Below are 16,720 nucleotides of genomic sequence, written 5' to 3'. Positions count from 1 at the left end.
CCGCCACACCGGCTCGCCGGACCCCACGATCGGGGCGGTGGCCTCCGGATCGAAGTCGTCCACGGCCGGCTCCTGGGCACGCGGGACGTGCGCCTCGGGCACCGGCACCCGGCCGGTCGCGCTCCCGGACCCCGGGCGCGGCTTCTTCCGCCCGTCAACCCCCTGCGGGCGGTAGTGTGAATCTTCCCTCCCCACGACCCCCTCCTCCCCGTGCGGAAAACAGCTTGGGTGACACTACTTCGGTCCGAACACTATGCGGCGGCCGGAGCGGGCAGGTGGGCATTCACCTGCTCGGGGGCGCCGCCACTTGGTTCCGTCAGCCAGCGTGGGCAAACGAGGGAGCGTGGGAAATGGATTTCGACGTCACGGTTGAGATCCCCAAGGGTCACCGCAACAAGTACGAGGTGGACCACGCGACCGGCCGGATCAGGCTGGACCGCACCCTCTTCACGTCCACGCAGTATCCGGCGGACTACGGGTTCATCGAGGGCACCCTGGGCGAGGACGGCGACCCGCTGGACGCGCTGGTGCTGGTCCCCGAGCCGACGTTCCCGGGCTGCCTGATCCGCTGCCGCACCATCGGCATGTTCCGGATGACCGACGAGAAGGGCGGCGACGACAAGGTCCTCTGCGTGCCCTACGAGGACCCGCGCCAGGAGCACCTGCGCGACATCCACCACCTGGGCGAGTTCGACCGGCTGGAGATCCAGCACTTCTTCGAGGTGTACAAGGACCTGGAGCCCGGCAAGTCGGTCGAGGGCGCGACCTGGGTCGGTCGCGTCGAGGCGGAGGCCGAGATCCGCGCGTCGTACCGGCGGGCCAAGGAGGCCGAGGAGCGCGGCGAGACCATCCACTGACCCCACCCACGCCGACGGGCCCGGGAGCCGCTCAACCGAGCAGCCCCCGGGCCCGCTCGTACAGGTCGAGCACCGCGCAGGCCACCGGCACCACGGACACCACCAGCGCCGTGTCGACCAGGTCGGCCGCCCGGCCCAGATACGGGGAGGCGGGCCGCCGCGCGTACGTGGTGCCGGCCGCCACGGCGAGCAGGGCGACGGCCAGCCCGCCGACGGCCAGCGCCAGCCGACCCGCCGACCCGGAGCCCACGGCGAGCACCCCGCCGAGCAGGACGGCCCCCGCCAGCCCGGCGACGACCGGCGGCACCCGGTGGCGGACCGCCACGAACAGCCGCGTGCGCAGCAGCAGCACCGCGCAGACCACGGCGACCAGCAGCCGCCCGGCCACGCCGCCCGCCGTCACCAGCACCACCGCCGCCCCGGCCACCAGCACGGCGTGCCCGAGCAGCATCCCGGTGAGCATCTCCTCGGTGCGGGCCACCGCCGCGTGCACCCGGGCCCGGTCCGGCAGGTCCCGGGCGGCGTCCGCGCCGGGGCCGTCGTCGCCCGGCAGGGTGATCGGCGGCAGCGGCATCTTGCCCAGCCGGATGGCCAGCAGCGGCAGCGCGCCGAGCGCGAAGACCAGGGCGCAGAGCAGCACCGCCGCGGCACCCCCGGCGGTCAGCGTCAGCCCGCCGAGGGCGGCGAGCGCCCCGCCCGCGCCGACGGTCGCGCCGGCCACGAAGACCCGCACCCGACTGGCCACCCCGAGCAGGCCGAGCACCGCCACCAGCAGCAGCGCCACCGCGCCGGCCAGCAGCTCGGGGGCGCCCAGCCAGGGCAGCGGCGCGACCGGGCCGACCGGGTCGCCGGAGCTGACCGCGAGGGCACCGGCGGCGAACGCGTACGGCAGGGCGTAGCCGCCGAGGGTCGCGCCGGTGGCCCCGTCACCGTACGCGCGGGAGGCGACCGCCCCGGCGAGGGTGAGCAGCAGCGCCACCGCGACCGCGACGGGCCAGCCGGCCCCGGGCCCCGGGCCGGCGGCGAGGACGGCGAGCAGCCCCACGCCGAGCGGCACGGCCGCCCCGGCCAGGGCGGCGCACCGGGTGGCGGCCGGCGACCAGGCGGCACCCCGGCGGCGGGCCCCATCGACGATCGCCTCGACCACGTCGTCGTACTCCAGCTCGGGCCACTGCGCGCGGGCCGGCACCAGGTGCAGCACCTCGCCGTCGCGGACGCCCTGCGGCAGCAGCGCCTGGGCGGTGGCCAGGACCGCCCCGTCGGTGCGGCGCAGCACCCAGCCGCCGTGCCGTTCGCCGTCGTCGGCCAGCCCCTCGCCGGCGTGCCGGAGCACCTCGGGCAGCAGCTCGGCCAGGGGGACCTGCTCGGGCAGGGCGACGTCGACCCGGCGCTGGGGGGCGCTGATCGTGACCCGGGCCAACCCGACTGTCATCGGCGCATCTCCATATCGAGGGGGGACGGTGGCTGCGCGGACGACAGGACTTTACCTACGATGAGCCAGGCTCGGGTTACCGAGCGCTGTGGGGAGGCCGAGTGTCCACCGTCGTCATCAAGCGACCACCCCGGCGGCCGGCACCGGAGATCCCGGTCGGCGAGCTGCCCGTCGAGGCCCCGCCGGAGATCCCCGCCGTCACCGGCGGCCGGTGGCAGCAGGCGCTGATGGTGCTGCCCATGCTGGGCGGGTCGGTCGCGATGGCGATGATGTTCGGCCGGGGCGGCGGGGCGTACTCGTACGTGGTCGGCGGGATGTTCGGGCTCTCCTCCCTGGCCATGCTGGTCACCTCGTGGGGCAGCGCCGCCGGCACCCCGAAGAAGTCGGAGATGATGGCCGCCCGCCGGGAGTACCTGCGGCACCTGGGCACGCTGCGCCGCCGGGTCCGGCAGACCGCCGAGCGGCAGCGGGCCGGGCTGCACTACCGCCACCCCGACCCGGGCCGGCTGTGGTCGACCGTCGACAGCCACCGCGTGTGGGAGCGCCGGCCCGGCGACCCGGACTTCGCCGTGGTGCGGGTGGGCGTCGGCCCGCAGACCCTGGCCACCCCGCTGGTCGGCCCGGTCACCCGCCCGCTGGAGGAGCTGGAGCCGATGACCGCCGGCGCGCTGCGGCGGTTCCTCGACGCGTACGCGGTGGTGCCCGACCTGCCGGTGGCCCTGTCGCTGCGCAGCTTCGCCCGGGTCTTCGTGCGCGGCGGGGCGTCCCCGGAGGGCGCGGAGGCGGGCATCCGCCCCGGCACCGGGTCGCCCGACGCGCAGGCGCTGGCCCGGGCGCTGCTCACCCAGCTCGCGGTGTTCCACGCCCCCGACGAGCTGCTGATCGCCGTCTGCGCCGGCCCCGAGCGGCGGGCGCTGTGGGAGTGGGTGAAGTGGCTGCCGCACGCCCACCACCCCACCCGCACCGACGCCGTCGGCCCCGTCCGGCTGGTCACCAGCTCCGCCGTCGAGCTGGAACGGCTCCTCGACGAGGTGCTGGCCAGCCGGTCCCGGTTCAGCCCGGCCGGCCCGGCCACCGACGGGCCGCACGTCGTGGTGGTGCTCGACGGCGGCGATCTCACCGGCGCCACCGACCTCGTCGGCGACGGCGGCATCGACGCGGTCACCGTGGTCGACCTGGACACCCCGCCGCCCCGGCTGCTCGACCGGTACGCCCTCCTGCTCGACCTGCGCGGCGGCCGGCTGCACTCGCACTCCGCCGACGGGCACGCCGAGGTGGGCACCCCCGACCGGCTGGCGCCCGCCGACGCCGAGGCGGTCGCCCGCCGGCTCGCCCCGCTGCGGCTCGCCACCGCCGTACGCGGGCCGGACGCCCCGGTCAACGCCGAGCTGGGCCTGCCCGAGCTGCTCGGCATCGGCGACCCGGAGGGCTTCACGGCCGAGCAGGGCTGGGCGCCCCGGTCGGCGCGCGACCGGCTGCGGGTGCCGATCGGGGTGGGCGCCGACGGCGGCGCGATCGAGCTGGACCTCAAGGAGTCCGCGCAGGACGGGATGGGCCCGCACGGGCTGCTGATCGGGGCCACCGGCTCCGGCAAGTCCGAGCTGCTGCGCACCCTGGTCCTCGGGCTGGCCGCCACGCACAGCTCCGAGCAGCTCAACTTCGTCCTGGTCGACTTCAAGGGCGGGGCCACGTTCGCCTCCTTCGACCGGCTCCCGCACACCGCCGCGGTGATCACCAACCTGGCCGACGCGCTGCCGCTGGTCGACCGGATGGTCGACGCGATCAACGGGGAGCTGATGCGCCGCCAGGAGCTGCTGCGCCGGGCCGGCAACTACGCCAGCCTGCGCGACTACGAGCGGGCGCGGGCGGCGGGCACGCCGCTGGCCCCGCTGCCGTCGCTGCTGCTGGTCTGCGACGAGTTCTCCGAGCTGCTGTCGGCCAAGCCCGACTTCATCGACCTGTTCGTGCAGATCGGCCGGCTGGGCCGGTCGCTGGGGGTGCACCTGCTGCTGGCCAGCCAGCGGCTGGAGGAGGGGCGGCTGCGCGGGCTGGACACCCACCTGTCGTACCGGATCGGTTTGCGGACCTTCTCGGCCCTGGAGTCCCGGACGGTGCTCGGGGTGCCGGACGCGCACGAGCTGCCCCGCTCGCCGGGCCACGGCTACCTGCGCTTCGGCACCGAGCCGCTGATGCGCTTCAAGGCCGCGTACGTCTCGGGGCCGCTGCGGCGGCGGGGCGGCGCGACGGGTCCGGGCGGGTCCGGCGCGCCCCGCCTGCTGACCTTCACCACCCACGTGGTGCCGGTGCCGGAGCCGCCCACCCCGGCGCTGACGGCGACCGCCGAGGACGACGCCGGCCGGGACAGCCTGCTCGACGTGCTGGTGGGGCGGCTGGCCGGGCAGGGCCCGCCCGCGCACCAGGTGTGGCTGCCGCCGCTGGACGCCGCGCCCACCCTCGACGAGCTGCTCGGCCCGGTCGGCGTCGACCCGGCGCGCGGGCTGACCTTCGCCAACCCGGAGCTGCACGGCGCGCTCCAGGTGCCGGTGGCCGTCGTCGACAAGCCGTTCGAGCAGCGGCGGGACCTGCTCTGGCTCACCCTCGGCGGGTCGGCGGGGCACGTCGGCGTGGTCGGTGGCCCGCAGAGCGGCAAGTCGGGCCTGCTGCGCGCCCTGGTGTGCGCGCTGGCGTTGACCCACACGCCCGTCGAGGCGCAGGTCTACTGCCTGGACTTCGGCGGTGGCGGGCTGGCCGCGCTGCGCGACCTGCCGCACGTGGGCGGGGTGTCCGGCCGCACCGACCAGACCGCGGTGCGGCGCACCGTCGGGGAGCTGGTCACCGTGCTGGTCGACCGGGAGCGCCGCTTCGCCGAGCTGGGGGTGGAGTCGATGGCCGCGTACCGGCAGCGACGGGCCGCCCTCGCCGCCGCCGGGCAGCCCGTCACCGACCCCTTCGGCGACGTGTTCCTGGTGGTGGACGGCTGGAACACGCTGCGCAGCGAGTACGACGACCTGGAGCCGCTGGTCACCGAGCTGGCCACCCGGGGCCTGTCGTACGGGGTGCACGTGGTGGCCACCGCGCTCCGCTGGACGGACTACCGCCCGGCGATCCGGGACCTGTTCGGCTCCCGCGTGGAGCTGCGCCTCGGCGACCCGTCGGACTCGCTGCTGGTGCGCCGCGCGGCGGCGACGACCGTGCCCGACAAGACGCCCGGGCGGGGCATGACGGGCGAGAGCCTGCACTTCCTCACCGCCCTGCCCCGGCTGGCCGAGCCCGGGGGCGACACGGCGACCCTGGTCAAGGCGGTCGCCGGGGCGTGGGACGGGCCGGCGGCGCCCCCGGTCCGGCTGCTCCCGCCCGTGCTGCCGTACGCGGAGCTGGACCTGGGCGCGACGGCCGGTCTGGCGCTGCCGGTGGGGATCGCCGAGGCGGACCTGCGCCCGGTGGTGCTCGACTTCGCCACCGAGCCGCACCTGCTGGTCTTCGGCGACGCCGAGTGCGGCAAGTCGTCGTTCCTGCGGGCCCTCGCGGCGACCATCGTCAGCCGGTTCACCCCGCAGCAGGCGCGGGTGATCCTGGTCGACTACCGGCGCAGCCTGCTCGGCGCGATCGAGACCGAGCACCGGATCGGCTACGGCACGGCCGCCGCCCGCACCACGGAACTGGTGGAGTCCGCCGCCGGTTACATGCAGCTGCGGCTGCCCGGCCCGGACGTCACCCCGGCGCAGCTGCGCCAGCGGTCGTGGTGGTCGGGGCCGGAGCTGTTCGTGCTGGTCGACGACTACGACCTGGTGGCCAGCGGGCCGGTCAACCCGCTGCGGGCCCTGGAGGAATACCTCCCCCAGGCGCGGGACATCGGCCTGCACCTGGTGCTGGCGCGCCGGGCCGGCGGCACCGGCCGGGGCTACGACCAGTTCCTCCAGCGGCTCAAGGAGTTGTCGACCCCGGGGCTGGTGATGGCCGGCAGCCCCGACGAGGGGCCGATCGTCGGGCAGGTCCGGCCCGGGCCGCTCCCGCCGGGGCGGGCCCGGCTGGTGACCCGGCGCGAGGGCGTACGCCTGGTGCAGCTGGCCCATCTTCCCCCGCCGTAGGGGCCCGCCCCACCGACGACCCGGTGATCCGACCCCGGAATGGCGCGTGACGGGGGTGGGAACCGGTAATCTCCGAGCAGCATGTGTCCGCCGCGATGAATGGCTGGGAATGTGACTGGGGTTCGGCACGGCAGGCCCGCGACCGCGCGACGGTTCACCGGCCGCGCGCTGGTGGGCACCGCCGCGCTCGCGGTGTCGCTCGTCGGCCCGGTTCCGCCGGCGGCCCTCGCCGCACCGCCCCCCACCGTGCTGCCCGGGTTCGCCCCGCTCGCCGCGCCGGTGTCGGCGGGTTCGTCCTGGCGGGTGTCCCCCGTCGACACGCCGGCCCGTGCCGACCAGGTCCGCGACGAGCAGTGGCAGCTCGACGAGCTGCGGGCGTCGACGGCCTGGCGCACCTCGACCGGGCGCGGGGTCGTCGTCGCCGTGATCGACTCCGGGGTGGACGGTTCCCACCCGGACCTGGCCGGCCAGGTGCTGCCGGGCATCGACCTGGTCGACGACGGCGACACCGACGGGCCGGACCCGGTCGGGCACGGCACGACGGTGGCGGGCCTGATCGCCGGCCGCAACGACGACCGGCGGGGGGCGGTGGGCCTCGCCCCCGACGCGAAGATCCTCCCGGTGCGGGTCCTCGACGACGAGAACCGCTACGACGACGCGCTGATCGTCGCCCGGGGCGTCCGGTGGGCCGTCGACAACGGCGCCCGGGTGATCAACCTGTCGCTCGGCGGCAGCGGCGACAGCCCGGCCCTGGCTGCGGCGCTGGACTACGCGTTCGCCCGCGACGTGGTGGTGGTCGCCTGCACCGGCAACGTCGCCGCCTCCTCCGACACCAACGTCTGGTATCCGGCGCGGGAGCCGGGCGTGATCGCCGTCGCCGGCCTGGAACGGGCCAGCGACAACCTGTGGTCCGGGTCGATCACCGGCCGCGCCACGGTCCTCACCGCCCCGGCGACCGGCCTGGTCGGGGCCCGGCCCGGCAGCGGCTACTGGCGGGTGCAGGGCACCAGCTTCGCGTCGCCGCTGGTGGCCGCGGCCGCCGCGCTGATCCGGGCCCGCTGGCCGCAGATGTCCGCCGGTGAGGTGGTCAACCGGCTGATCAGCACCGCCCGGGACATCGGGCCCACCGGCCGGGACGACCGCTTCGGGTACGGCCTGGTCGACCCGGTCGCCGCGCTCACCGCCGACGTGCCACCGGTGGGGCGCAACCCGCTCGACGACCAGTCCTCCCCCGGCGTCGTGGGCTTCGGCCCGGCGCCCGGCGCCGAGCAGGACGCCCCGGTCGCGGGTGCCGGCGGGGACCCGCTCGGCTTCACCGCGCCCCGCCAGCACACCCGCTGGACGGCCCAGCCGGCCGGCGGCCGCGACGACGCCGACCCGCATCGGCTCTGGGCGGGCGTGGTCCTCCTCGCCGCCCTGGTCGCCGGGGCCGCGCTGGTGGTCCGCCGGCTGCGCCAGCGCAGCCGTTGACCGCATCCCGGCGGCGCGGCCCGGTTCCGTGCCCGGCCTGCCCGATTCCCGGCCCTGCCGGTCTGATCCGGCGTCCCGCTGGGTAGGGATGCCGGGCATGAGCACGTCCGGTCAGCGCACCCACGTCCCCGCGTCGCCGTCGTGGCGGGCCCGCCGGCTCGACCCCGACCGTTCGCTGGGGCTGCGGCTCACCCTCGCCGCGACCGCCGTCTTCCTGGTCCTGGTGCCGTTCGCCCTGCTCGCTCTGCTGGTGCTGGGCTCCTGGCCGCCGCTGCACCGGCTGGACGCCGCGGTCGCGCACGACCTGCACGGCTACGCCGTCGGCCACCCGGGCTGGGTGTGGTTCATGACCGTGTGGACGAACGTGTTCGGTCCCGGGCCGCTGCGGGTCGCCGTACTCGCCGTGGTGGTCTGGTTGTTCGCCCGGCGCGCGCCGCGGCTGGCCTGGTGGGCGGTCACCACGATGGCGGCGGGCGGCCTGCTCGGCGCGCTGCTCAAGCTGCTGGTGGGCCGGGACCGGCCCGACCTGCTGGACCCGGTCGCCCGGGCCGCCGGATACTCGTTCCCCTCCGGGCACGCACTGAACGCGGCCCTCGCCGCCGGGGTGCTGCTGCTGGTCTTCCTCCCGTACGCCCGGCGGCGGCCCGCCCTGCGGTGGGCGCTCTGGGTCGCCGCCGTCGTGGTGACGGTGCTGACCGGGGTGAGCCGGCTGGCGCTCGGCGTGCACTACACGAGCGACGTGGTCGCCGGCTGGCTGCTGGGCGTGGCGACGGTGGTCGCCACCACCGCCGCCTTCCGCACCTGGCGCACCCGGACCGGTCACCGGTCCGCGCGCCCCGCCACCACGGAAGGCGTCGAGCCGGAACTGGCCGACGGGGCGGAGCCCGCCGACGGGGCCGAACCGGCCGACGGGGTGGAGCGGCCCCGCCCGGCCCGGGGGCAGGCGTAGCGGGCGGCCCGCGCGGGTACTGGGCGGGCCATGTCCGAACTGGTGGGTCAGGCAGCCAAGCGGGTGCTGCTGCCGGTGGCCCTGCTGCTCTCCGTCATGGTGCTGCTCGGCGTCCTCGTCACCCGGGTCTTCGCGCACACCTGGCCGCTCACGGTGGAGGACGCGGTCAACCGTGAGCTGGCCGCCGACCGGACCGCCGGCTGGAACAACGTCTCGCTGGTGTTCAGCACGCTGGCCAGCACCCAGCTGATCGTGCTGGTCACCGCGATCGTGGCGGTGGTCCTGCGGCTGGTGCTGCACCGCTGGCGGGAGCCGCTGTTCCTGTGCGCGGCGGTCAGCGCCCAGGCGCTGGTGTTCCTGCTGACCACGATGGCCATCGACCGCCGCCGCCCGGCGGTCGAGCACATGGACGTGTCCCCGCCGACGTCCAGCTTCCCGTCCGGGCACACGTCGGCCGCCGTGGCGCTCTACGTCGGCATCGCGGTGCTGCTGGCGCTGCGGGCGCGGAGCACCCCGGCGAAGGTCGCCTGGTGGGCGCTGCTCGTCCTGGTGCCGGTCGGTGTCGCCCTGACCCGGATGTACCGGGGCATGCACCACCCGAGCGACGTGCTGGCGTCGTTCCTCAACGGCGGCACGTGCGTGGTGATCATGGCGCGGGCGGTGCTGGACCGGGGGGTGCGGTGGAGCCGGGAGAAGCTGCCCACGGTCGGACGGCCGGCCCGGGTCCCGACGGCCTGAGCCGGACGGCCGGGCCGGGTCCCGACCGCCTGAGCCGGGCGACCGAGCCGGCCGCCGGGGGCGGCAGCGCCCCTGCCGCTCAGGTGCACTCGCCGGTGCCGACCGGGCGGGTCCGCTCGGCGCCGGCCAGGGCGACCGGGCGGGCCTCGGCCGCCGTCACCGCGAAGCCGGTGTTCGGGTCGTCCGCCGCCGCAGCGAAGATCACCCCGAGCACCAGGCCGTTCGAGGAGAGCAGCGGCCCGCCCGAGTTGCCGCTGCGCACCAGCGCCCGGATCGTGTAGATCTCCCGGGTCACGTCGCCGGAGGAGTAGATGTCCGGGCCGGTGATCCGGTCGACGTCCCGGATCCGCGCCGACTGGGCGTTGTACGGCCCGTCGAGCGGGAAGCCCAGCACGATCGCGTCCGCCCCGCTGCCCGCGTTGCCGGCGGCAAACCGCAGGGACGGGCCGGGCAGCCCCGGCACCCGCAGCACGGCCAGGTCCCGGTCCGGGTCGTAGACGACGACCTCCCCGTCGTACCGGTCGCCGTTCAGCTCGACCGCCACCGACCGGGTGCCGGCCACCACGTGCGCGTTGGTCATCACCCGGTCGTCGGCGTACACGAAGCCGGAACCCTCGATGCGGCGCGCGCAGCTCGGCGCGGAGCCCAGCACCTTGACCACCGCACGCCGGCCGTCGGCCACCACCTGGGAGCCGGCGAGCGCCGGGTCGGGCGGCTCGACCTGCCGGGCCCGGGTGGGCGCGAGGTCGCCGAAGACGTCCGGGAAGCCGTTGGTGTCGACGGTGTCCCGCAGTGCGGTGGACAACTCCTGCGCCTGGTCGGGCAGCACCCGGTCGACGACGGTGAGCAGCGCGCTGTTGCGCACCGAGGAGGCCAGCCAGGGCAGCGAGGACGAGCCCAGCGGCACGGCCACCAGCCAGGCGACCAGCATGACGGCGAAGAGCGAGACGACCGCCCCGCCGATGTCGTCGGCCCGCTTGGCGATGTCGCTGGTGATGGTCTGGCGCAGGTGCGAGCCGAGCCAGCCGGCCAGCGCCTGCCCCACCACGGCCAGCCCGAACACGGCGACGAGGGAGATCAGCACCCGGGTGCCGCTGTCGGTGAACTGGCGGGCCAGCAGCGGGCCGACCTGTAGACCGATGAGCGCGCCCAGGAAGAACCCGGAGAACGACAGCACCCCGATGACGAAGCCCTGACGGTATCCGCTGATCGCGAACACGAGCATGAGCAGGAGCAGAACGAGATCCACGGCGGACACGCCCCAAGGGTACGGGCAGCGGGCCCGCCGAGTGCCCACCGCTCGCGGAACGTGACGGTCCGGTCAGCGTCCCGCCGCCGCGCCGGCGGTCAGGCCAGCGGTCCGGCCATCTCGTCGGCGGCGTCGGTGCCGGCGGAGGGCGCCGGGGCGGCCCCGGCCGGCGGCAGGTCGACGACCCGGTCGTCCGGCCAGGGGCGGGTCCACCCGCCCATCTCCAGCAGGGCGGCGAGCACCCCGGCCGTGAACCCCCAGACCAGCATGCCGCGCACCGAGAAGGCCGGGCCGACCCAGCCGCTCGGGTGGCGTACCCGCAGCCGGTTCTCGGGGGCGACCAGCTCGGCGACCGGCAGTCGGGCGACGTGCGCGACCTCGGCCGGCTCCCGGGGGTGCACCGGGTGCGGCCGGTGCCACCAGCCGAGCACGGGGGTCACCACGAAGTCGCTGACCGGGATCCACAGCCTCGGCAGCTCGGCGAGGACGGTGACGCTGGCCGGGTCGAGGTCGACCTCCTCGTTGGCCTCGCGCAGGGCGGTGGCGGCCGAGTCGGCGTCGCCCGGGTCGGCCGCCCCGCCGGGGAACGCCGGCTGCCCGGCGTGGTTGCGCAGGGTGGCGGCGCGTTGCAGGACCAGCACGTCCGGGCCTGCCCCGGGCTCCTCGCCGAGGAGCACCAGCACGGCGCTCTCCCGCCCGCCGCTGGCCGGGGTGGCGATCCGGGTGAAGTCCTCGGCGCGGGCGGAGCCGAGCCGGGACAGCAGGGGCTGCATCCAGGGCGGCGGCGTACGGCTCACGCCGGCACCACCACGCCGAGGTGTTCGCGGACCAGCGCGGCGAGCCGGGCGTCGTCCAGCGCGCCGGAGGTGTCGACGTGCCGGATGCGGCCGTCCGCGCCGACGAGCACGGTCAGCGGGACGGCGTTGCGGTTGAGCGCCCGGCGCAGGCTCTCGCCCTGGTCGAACAGGACGGGGAAGCGCACGCCGAAGTCCTCGCCGATCGACTGGGCGGCGTCCCGGCTGTCGCGGGTGTTCACCCCGATCACCTGGAGCCTGCCGTCCGCGCGCTCGCTGAGCCGCTGGAACGCGGGCAGTTCCTTGCGGCAGGGCGGGCACCAGGACGCCCACAGGTTGACCACGGCCGGCCCGCGCACGTCCCGCAGGGCGACGAGGTCGCCGCCGGTGAAGCAGGGCAGGGTCAGCTCGGGCAGCTCCGGCCCGCCGGACCCGGCGGGGGTGGGCGCGGCCGAGGGGGGCGGCACGGTCAGGGTCGCGCAGGCGGCGAACGGCGACGGCCGGGTGTTCCGCCGGGGCTCGGCCGTCTTCTCCTCGGCCGGGGTCGCCGTGCAGGCGGCGACGAGCAGCGCGAGCGGCAGGAGCAGGGCGACCAGCGAACGCCGGGCGGTGGAGCGGTGCGTCACGGCGCCTCCGCGGCGACCGCCTGCTGCGGCACCAGCTCCGGGTCGACGCCCGCCGCGACGGCCAGGTCCCGCGCCCGGGGCCCCTTGAGCAGCTTCGCGGCCGGCGCGGGCTCCGTCGGCCCCGTCCCGTACGACGGGCAGAGCTTCACCAGCGTGCACGCGCCGCAGGCCGGCTTCTTGGCGTGGCAGACCCGCCGGCCGTGGAAGATGATCCGGTGCGACAGCATCGTCCAGTCGCGCTTCGGGAACATCGCGCCGATCGCGTGCTCGATCTTCACCGGGTCGGTCTCGGCGGTCAGCCGCCAGCGGTGCACCAGCCGCTGGAAGTGCGTGTCGACGGTGATGCCGGGGACGCCGAAGGCGTTGCCGAGGATGACGTTGGCGGTCTTGCGGCCCATCCCGGGCAGCGTCACCAGGTCGTCGAGCTTGCCGGGGACCTGCCCGTCGTACCGCTCGACGAGGGCCTGGCCCAGCCGGATCAGCGAGTTGGTCTTGTTGCGGTAGAAGCCGGTGGGCCGGATCAGCTCCTCCAGCTCGGCCCGGTCCGCCCCGGCGTAGTCGGCGGCCGTCGGGTAGCGGGTGAACAGCTTCGGGGTGACCTCGTTGACCTTCTTGTCCGTGCACTGGGCGGACAGGATGGTGGCGACGGCCAGCTCCAGCGGATTGGTGTGGTCCAGCTCGCAGTGGGCGTCGGGGTGCGTCTGGGTGAGCACCCGGTGGATCTTCCGGGCGCGACGCGTGCGGCCGAGGTCGGTCTCGTTGGCTGCGGGGGGACTGGTGGTCACGACGGAAAGCCTACGTCGACCCGGTGACGGCCCGCCGAGCCACGCGGCCCGGCCGCGCCCGGCGACCGGGTGGCCGGGCGCCGGCTACGGCTCGGTGATCCGGCCCTCGTCGTCGAGGCGGGCGCCGCTCTTCGGGAAGTCCAGCCGACTCAGCTCCCGGACCAGGCCGAGGCCCCGGTCGTCCGGGTCCATGGTCGGCTTGCCGATCGAGTTCATGTACGTCGAGGTGAACGAGCCGCCGGCGAAGCTGCCGTCCGGCTTCAGCGACACCTTGAGCACGCCGCCCCAGCCGAGCCGGCCGTTGTTGCTCAGCGAGTTGCCGCCGCCGGCGAAGTTGCCGAGGCTGTAGGCGATCAGCCGACCCTGGTAGAACTCCATGCCGCGCAGCACGTGCGGGCCGTGGCCGACGACCAGGTCCGCCCCCGCGTCGATCATGGCGTGGGAGAACTTGATCGGGTCGCCCCGGTTCTCGCCGAGGAACATCTCGGTGCCCGGGCGCACCCGGGTCTTGTCCGCGCCCTCGCCGCCCATGTGCACCTGCACGACGACGAGGTCGGCCATGGTGGCCGCCTTCTTGATCACCGCGCTGGCGGCGTCGATGTCGACCAGGCTGTTGGACCAGACGTACGACGAGAAGCCGGCGACGGCGATCTTGACGCCCTCGACCTCGACCACGGTGATCTGGTCGGGCGCCCCGGTGTGCGCCAGGTCGTACTTCTCCAGCGCGGCCTGGGTGTTGCGGTAGCCCTTGGGGCCGTAGTCGTAGCCGTGGTTGTTGGCCTGGTTGAGCAGCTCGAACCCGCCGTCGCGCAGGTGCGCGGCGTACTCCGGCGGGGCGCGGAACTGGAAGCAGCGGGTCGAGTTGGCCCCGCACTTGCCGGTGCCGGTGTCGACGGTGAGCGGCTCCTCCAGGTTGCCCATCACCAGGTCGGCCGCGAGCGCCTTCTGCACCGAGTCGAAGAAGCCCTTGCCGCCGTTCGGCGGGAGGCGGTTCGGCGCGTTGCCCATGATGATGTCGCCGGTGGCCGAGAGCGACACGCTCTCGACCTTGCCCTCAGGGGTGTCGCCGGAGGGGGCCGGGGAGGCGGTGCCGGTCGCGCCGGCCCGGGTGCCGGGCTGCCAGGTGGGCGCGTCGGTCGTCTCGGCGCAGCCGGCGAGCAGCGTGCCGAGCAGCACGCCGAGGGCGAGCGCCGCGCGGCGGCGCGGGCGGGCGGCACCGGCGCGGGGCAGGCGGGGACGGGGGCCAGGGCGGGCGGGAGAATACATCGCCCGCGACGCTACCGGGCGAGATACGCGGTGACGATGGCCGATCGGCCGAAAAATCAGGCCGTGCGCCGTTCGGACCAGGGGACCACGGTCCCGGCCCCGCCGGCGAGCACGGCGGCGTGCACCGCGCGGGCCAGCGGGGCGCCCCACGCGGAGCGGGGCCCGCCGTAGGCGGACGGCTCGCCGTCGGCCGGGCAGAGCACGGTGACGGCGTCGGTGGGGGTGCCGGTAGCCGCGAGCCCCAGCTCCCGGATCGCCTGTGCCTTCGCCTCGGTCGCGGTCGCCACCGCGTTGACCAGGGCCGCGTCGCCGAGCCGGGCGGGCACCTCGACCACGATGTTGACCGTGCCGACCCGGTGGGCGGACGCGGCGCACCGGGCCGGGGCGGGCGCGGGCGTGGCGACGGCGGGGTCGGGCGCGGCGGCCTGGACGGGGGTGCCCAGCCCGACGGTCGCCCAGACCCGCACCGCGGAGTCGACGCGGGCGACCACCTCGGCGACGTCGACGCCGGTCAGCAGGCCGACGCCGGGCCCGTCGAGGCCGAGCTGCTCGGCCAGCTCGGCCAGGTGGTCGGCCGGGTCGTCCCGGTGGTACGACATGGGCACGGTCGCGTTGACCACCCAGTGCCGTACGCCGATCCCGCCACCGAGTGGCGCGGAGCTGACGGTCAGTAACGGCCGGTCGGCGCGCCACACGAGCAGCGGGACGTCCCGGCCGTCCTCGTGGCGGCTGGTCAGGGTCGGCTCGGTCAGCACGCCGCCGACCCTACGTCCCGGGCGCGGCGAGGGGGACCAGGGGTTTCCCAGGGGTGCGGCTCTGATTACCGCTCACGTGCGCCTAGACTGGCCTCGCGCGAGGGATCAGCGGACGGCGGCCCGGCCGAGAAGACGGCACGCGCAGGCGGAGGTGCGCGATGGACGAGGTACTGGCTCGCAGCGGGATCTTCCAGGGAGTCGACCCGGAGGCTGCCGAGGCGCTCGCCAAGGAGATGGAGACGATCGAGGTCCGCAAGGGCGAGGTCGTGTTCAACGAGGGCGAGCCCGGCGACAGTCTCTACATCCTCCTGTCCGGCAAGATCAAGGTCGGTCGCCGGGCGGCGGACGGCCGGCAGAACCTGATCGCCGTGATGGGCCCGTCGGACATGGTCGGCGAGCTGTCGCTGTTCGACCCCGGCCCCCGCACGGCGACGGCCACCGCGGTGACCGACACCCGCCTCGTGCGCCTGCGCAAGCAGGCCCTGCGCCCGTGGCTCAACAACCGGCCCGAGATCGCCGAGCAGCTGCTGCGGGTGCTGGCCCGCAGGCTGCGTCGGACGAACGACTCGCTGGCCGACCTGATCTTCACCGACGTGCCCGGCCGGGTCGCGAAGAACCTGCTCCAGATGGCCGGGCGCTTCGGCACCCGCGACGGCGGCGTGCTGCGGGTGACCCACGACCTGACCCAGGAGGAGATCGCCCAGCTCGTCGGCGCCTCCCGGGAGACCGTCAACAAGGCGCTCGCCGACTTCGCCTCGCGCGGCTGGCTGCGGCTCGACGGCAAGAGCATCATCATCCTGGACCCGGAGCGCCTGGCCCGCCGCGCCCGCGTCTGACCGCTCCCACCCGCGCGCGCCGGTCGGGTTCTGCCCGGCGGAGAATCCCTGGACCTCCCGACCGGGCCGGGTCACCGTGGGAAGATGCTGGAACGGGTCGCTGTCCTCTCCGACGTCCACGGCGCGCTGCCCCCGTTGGAGGCGGTGCTGGCCGAGCCGGACGTGGCCGCCGCCGACCTGATCGTGCTCACCGGCGACATCGCGGCCGGCCCCCAGCCCGTCGAGGTGCTGGACCTGCTCGCCGGGCTCGGCGACCGGGTCCGCTGGGTGGGCGGCAACGCCGACCGGGAACTGGTCGAGGCGCGGGCCGGGCGGCCGGCCGTGGACGAGGTGTCGAACTGGGCCGCGGGGCAGCTCCGCGACGACCAGGTCGCCCGGCTGGCGGCGCTTCCGACGGCGGTGACCCTGCCGGTCGCGGGGCTGGGCGAGGTGCTGTTCTGCCACGCCACGCCCCGCGACGACGAGGAGGTCGTCCTCGTGGACTCCCGGCTTTCCCGCTGGGCCGAGGTCTTCGCCGACGTGCCGGCCGAGGTCCGGACCGTGGTCTGCGGGCACACCCACATGCCGTTCGCCCGGCTGGTCGACCGGCGCCTGGTGGTCAACGCGGGCAGCGTCGGCATGCCGTACGGCGGGCCGGGGGCGGACTGGGCGCTGCTCGGGCCGGGGGTGCAGCTACGGCGCACCGCGTTCGACGTCGACGCGGCGTGCGCGCGGGTGGCGGCGGAGTCCGACTTCCCCGACGCGGCCGGCTGGGCCGACGAGTACCTGCGTTCCCGGTACAGCGACGCCGAGGCGCTGGCCGTCTTCGGCCCCCGCGACGGCCGCTGACCCGACCCCGCGACGGTCCCCGACCCGACGGCTGTCGCTGACCCGAC

At 75.8% G+C, this 16,720-nt stretch carries 14 protein-coding genes; 7 read left to right on the top strand and 7 right to left on the bottom strand.

What is annotated here, in order from left to right; translation table 11 throughout:
* Positions 1-350: 350 nt before the first annotated feature.
* Entirely contained in the window at positions 351-857 is a 507-nt protein-coding gene (locus TK50_RS17090) for an inorganic diphosphatase (protein ID WP_007073387.1), read from the top strand.
* 31 nt (positions 858-888) lie between these two features.
* Here TK50_RS17090 and eccD read toward each other — a convergent pair whose 3' ends face one another.
* Complete coding sequence (gene eccD, locus TK50_RS17085; RefSeq protein WP_043964976.1) at positions 889-2,289, bottom strand: type VII secretion integral membrane protein EccD; 1,401 nt, start codon at positions 2,287-2,289, stop codon at positions 889-891.
* Between the two features lie 101 nt (positions 2,290-2,390).
* On the opposite strand from eccD, the gene TK50_RS17080 reads away from it, so the two are divergent.
* The 4 genes from TK50_RS17080 to TK50_RS17065 all read left to right on the top strand — a co-directional run bounded on the left by TK50_RS17080 (position 2,391) and on the right by TK50_RS17065 (position 9,534).
* A complete protein-coding gene (locus TK50_RS17080; protein WP_043964974.1) occupies positions 2,391-6,377 on the top strand; it encodes a type VII secretion protein EccC in 3,987 nt (1,328 codons plus the stop codon).
* Between the two features lie 99 nt (positions 6,378-6,476).
* Positions 6,477-7,847 (top strand): type VII secretion-associated serine protease mycosin, encoded by a 1,371-nt coding sequence (gene mycP / locus TK50_RS17075; RefSeq protein ID WP_043964972.1) that lies wholly within the window; start codon positions 6,477-6,479, stop codon positions 7,845-7,847.
* 97 nt (positions 7,848-7,944) lie between these two features.
* Entirely contained in the window at positions 7,945-8,796 is an 852-nt protein-coding gene (locus TK50_RS17070; RefSeq protein WP_082106435.1) for a phosphatase PAP2 family protein, read from the top strand.
* 30 nt (positions 8,797-8,826) lie between these two features.
* Complete coding sequence (locus tag TK50_RS17065) at positions 8,827-9,534, top strand: phosphatase PAP2 family protein (protein ID WP_043964970.1); 708 nt, start codon at positions 8,827-8,829, stop codon at positions 9,532-9,534.
* 79 nt (positions 9,535-9,613) lie between these two features.
* Here TK50_RS17065 and TK50_RS17060 read toward each other — a convergent pair whose 3' ends face one another.
* The 6 genes from TK50_RS17060 to TK50_RS17035 all read right to left on the bottom strand — a co-directional run bounded on the left by TK50_RS17060 (position 9,614) and on the right by TK50_RS17035 (position 15,009).
* Complete coding sequence (locus tag TK50_RS17060) at positions 9,614-10,792, bottom strand: MarP family serine protease (protein WP_043964968.1); 1,179 nt, start codon at positions 10,790-10,792, stop codon at positions 9,614-9,616.
* An 89-nt stretch (positions 10,793-10,881) separates the two neighbouring features.
* Positions 10,882-11,580: an NUDIX hydrolase gene (locus TK50_RS17055; protein ID WP_043964966.1), complete on the bottom strand. Its 699-nt coding sequence runs from the start codon at positions 11,578-11,580 to the stop codon at positions 10,882-10,884.
* Positions 11,577-12,203, bottom strand: coding sequence for a TlpA family protein disulfide reductase (locus TK50_RS17050; RefSeq protein ID WP_043964964.1), 627 nt, complete (start codon positions 12,201-12,203; stop codon positions 11,577-11,579). The genes TK50_RS17055 and TK50_RS17050 overlap by 4 nt, the downstream gene beginning before the upstream one ends.
* Positions 12,200-12,988 carry an endonuclease III gene (nth, locus tag TK50_RS17045; RefSeq protein ID WP_043964962.1) on the bottom strand — a complete coding sequence of 263 codons (789 nt, stop codon included), beginning with the start codon at positions 12,986-12,988 and terminating at the stop codon, positions 12,200-12,202. Before nth ends, TK50_RS17050 begins: the two co-directional genes overlap by 4 nt.
* Before the next feature lie 84 nt (positions 12,989-13,072).
* Complete coding sequence (locus tag TK50_RS17040) at positions 13,073-14,254, bottom strand: CapA family protein (RefSeq protein WP_043964960.1); 1,182 nt, start codon at positions 14,252-14,254, stop codon at positions 13,073-13,075.
* Positions 14,255-14,310: 56 nt separating this feature from the next.
* Positions 14,311-15,009 carry an adenosylcobinamide amidohydrolase gene (locus TK50_RS17035; protein ID WP_043964958.1) on the bottom strand — a complete coding sequence of 233 codons (699 nt, stop codon included), beginning with the start codon at positions 15,007-15,009 and terminating at the stop codon, positions 14,311-14,313.
* Between the two features lie 158 nt (positions 15,010-15,167).
* On the opposite strand from TK50_RS17035, the gene TK50_RS17030 reads away from it, so the two are divergent.
* Both TK50_RS17030 and TK50_RS17025 read left to right on the top strand, forming a co-directional pair.
* Positions 15,168-15,845, top strand: coding sequence for a Crp/Fnr family transcriptional regulator (locus TK50_RS17030; RefSeq protein ID WP_007073398.1), 678 nt, complete (start codon positions 15,168-15,170; stop codon positions 15,843-15,845).
* 84 nt (positions 15,846-15,929) lie between these two features.
* On the top strand, positions 15,930-16,673 hold the full coding sequence (locus TK50_RS17025; protein WP_043964953.1) for a metallophosphoesterase family protein: 744 nt from the start codon (positions 15,930-15,932) through the stop codon (positions 16,671-16,673).
* Positions 16,674-16,720: the final 47 nt, after the last annotated feature.

Source organism: Micromonospora haikouensis (assembly GCF_000876225.1).
GTDB classification, from domain to species: Bacteria; Actinomycetota; Actinomycetes; order Mycobacteriales; family Micromonosporaceae; genus Micromonospora; species Micromonospora haikouensis.
The sequence above is the reverse complement of the archived record's forward strand: the minus strand, read 5'-3'. Positions and strand labels throughout refer to the sequence as shown.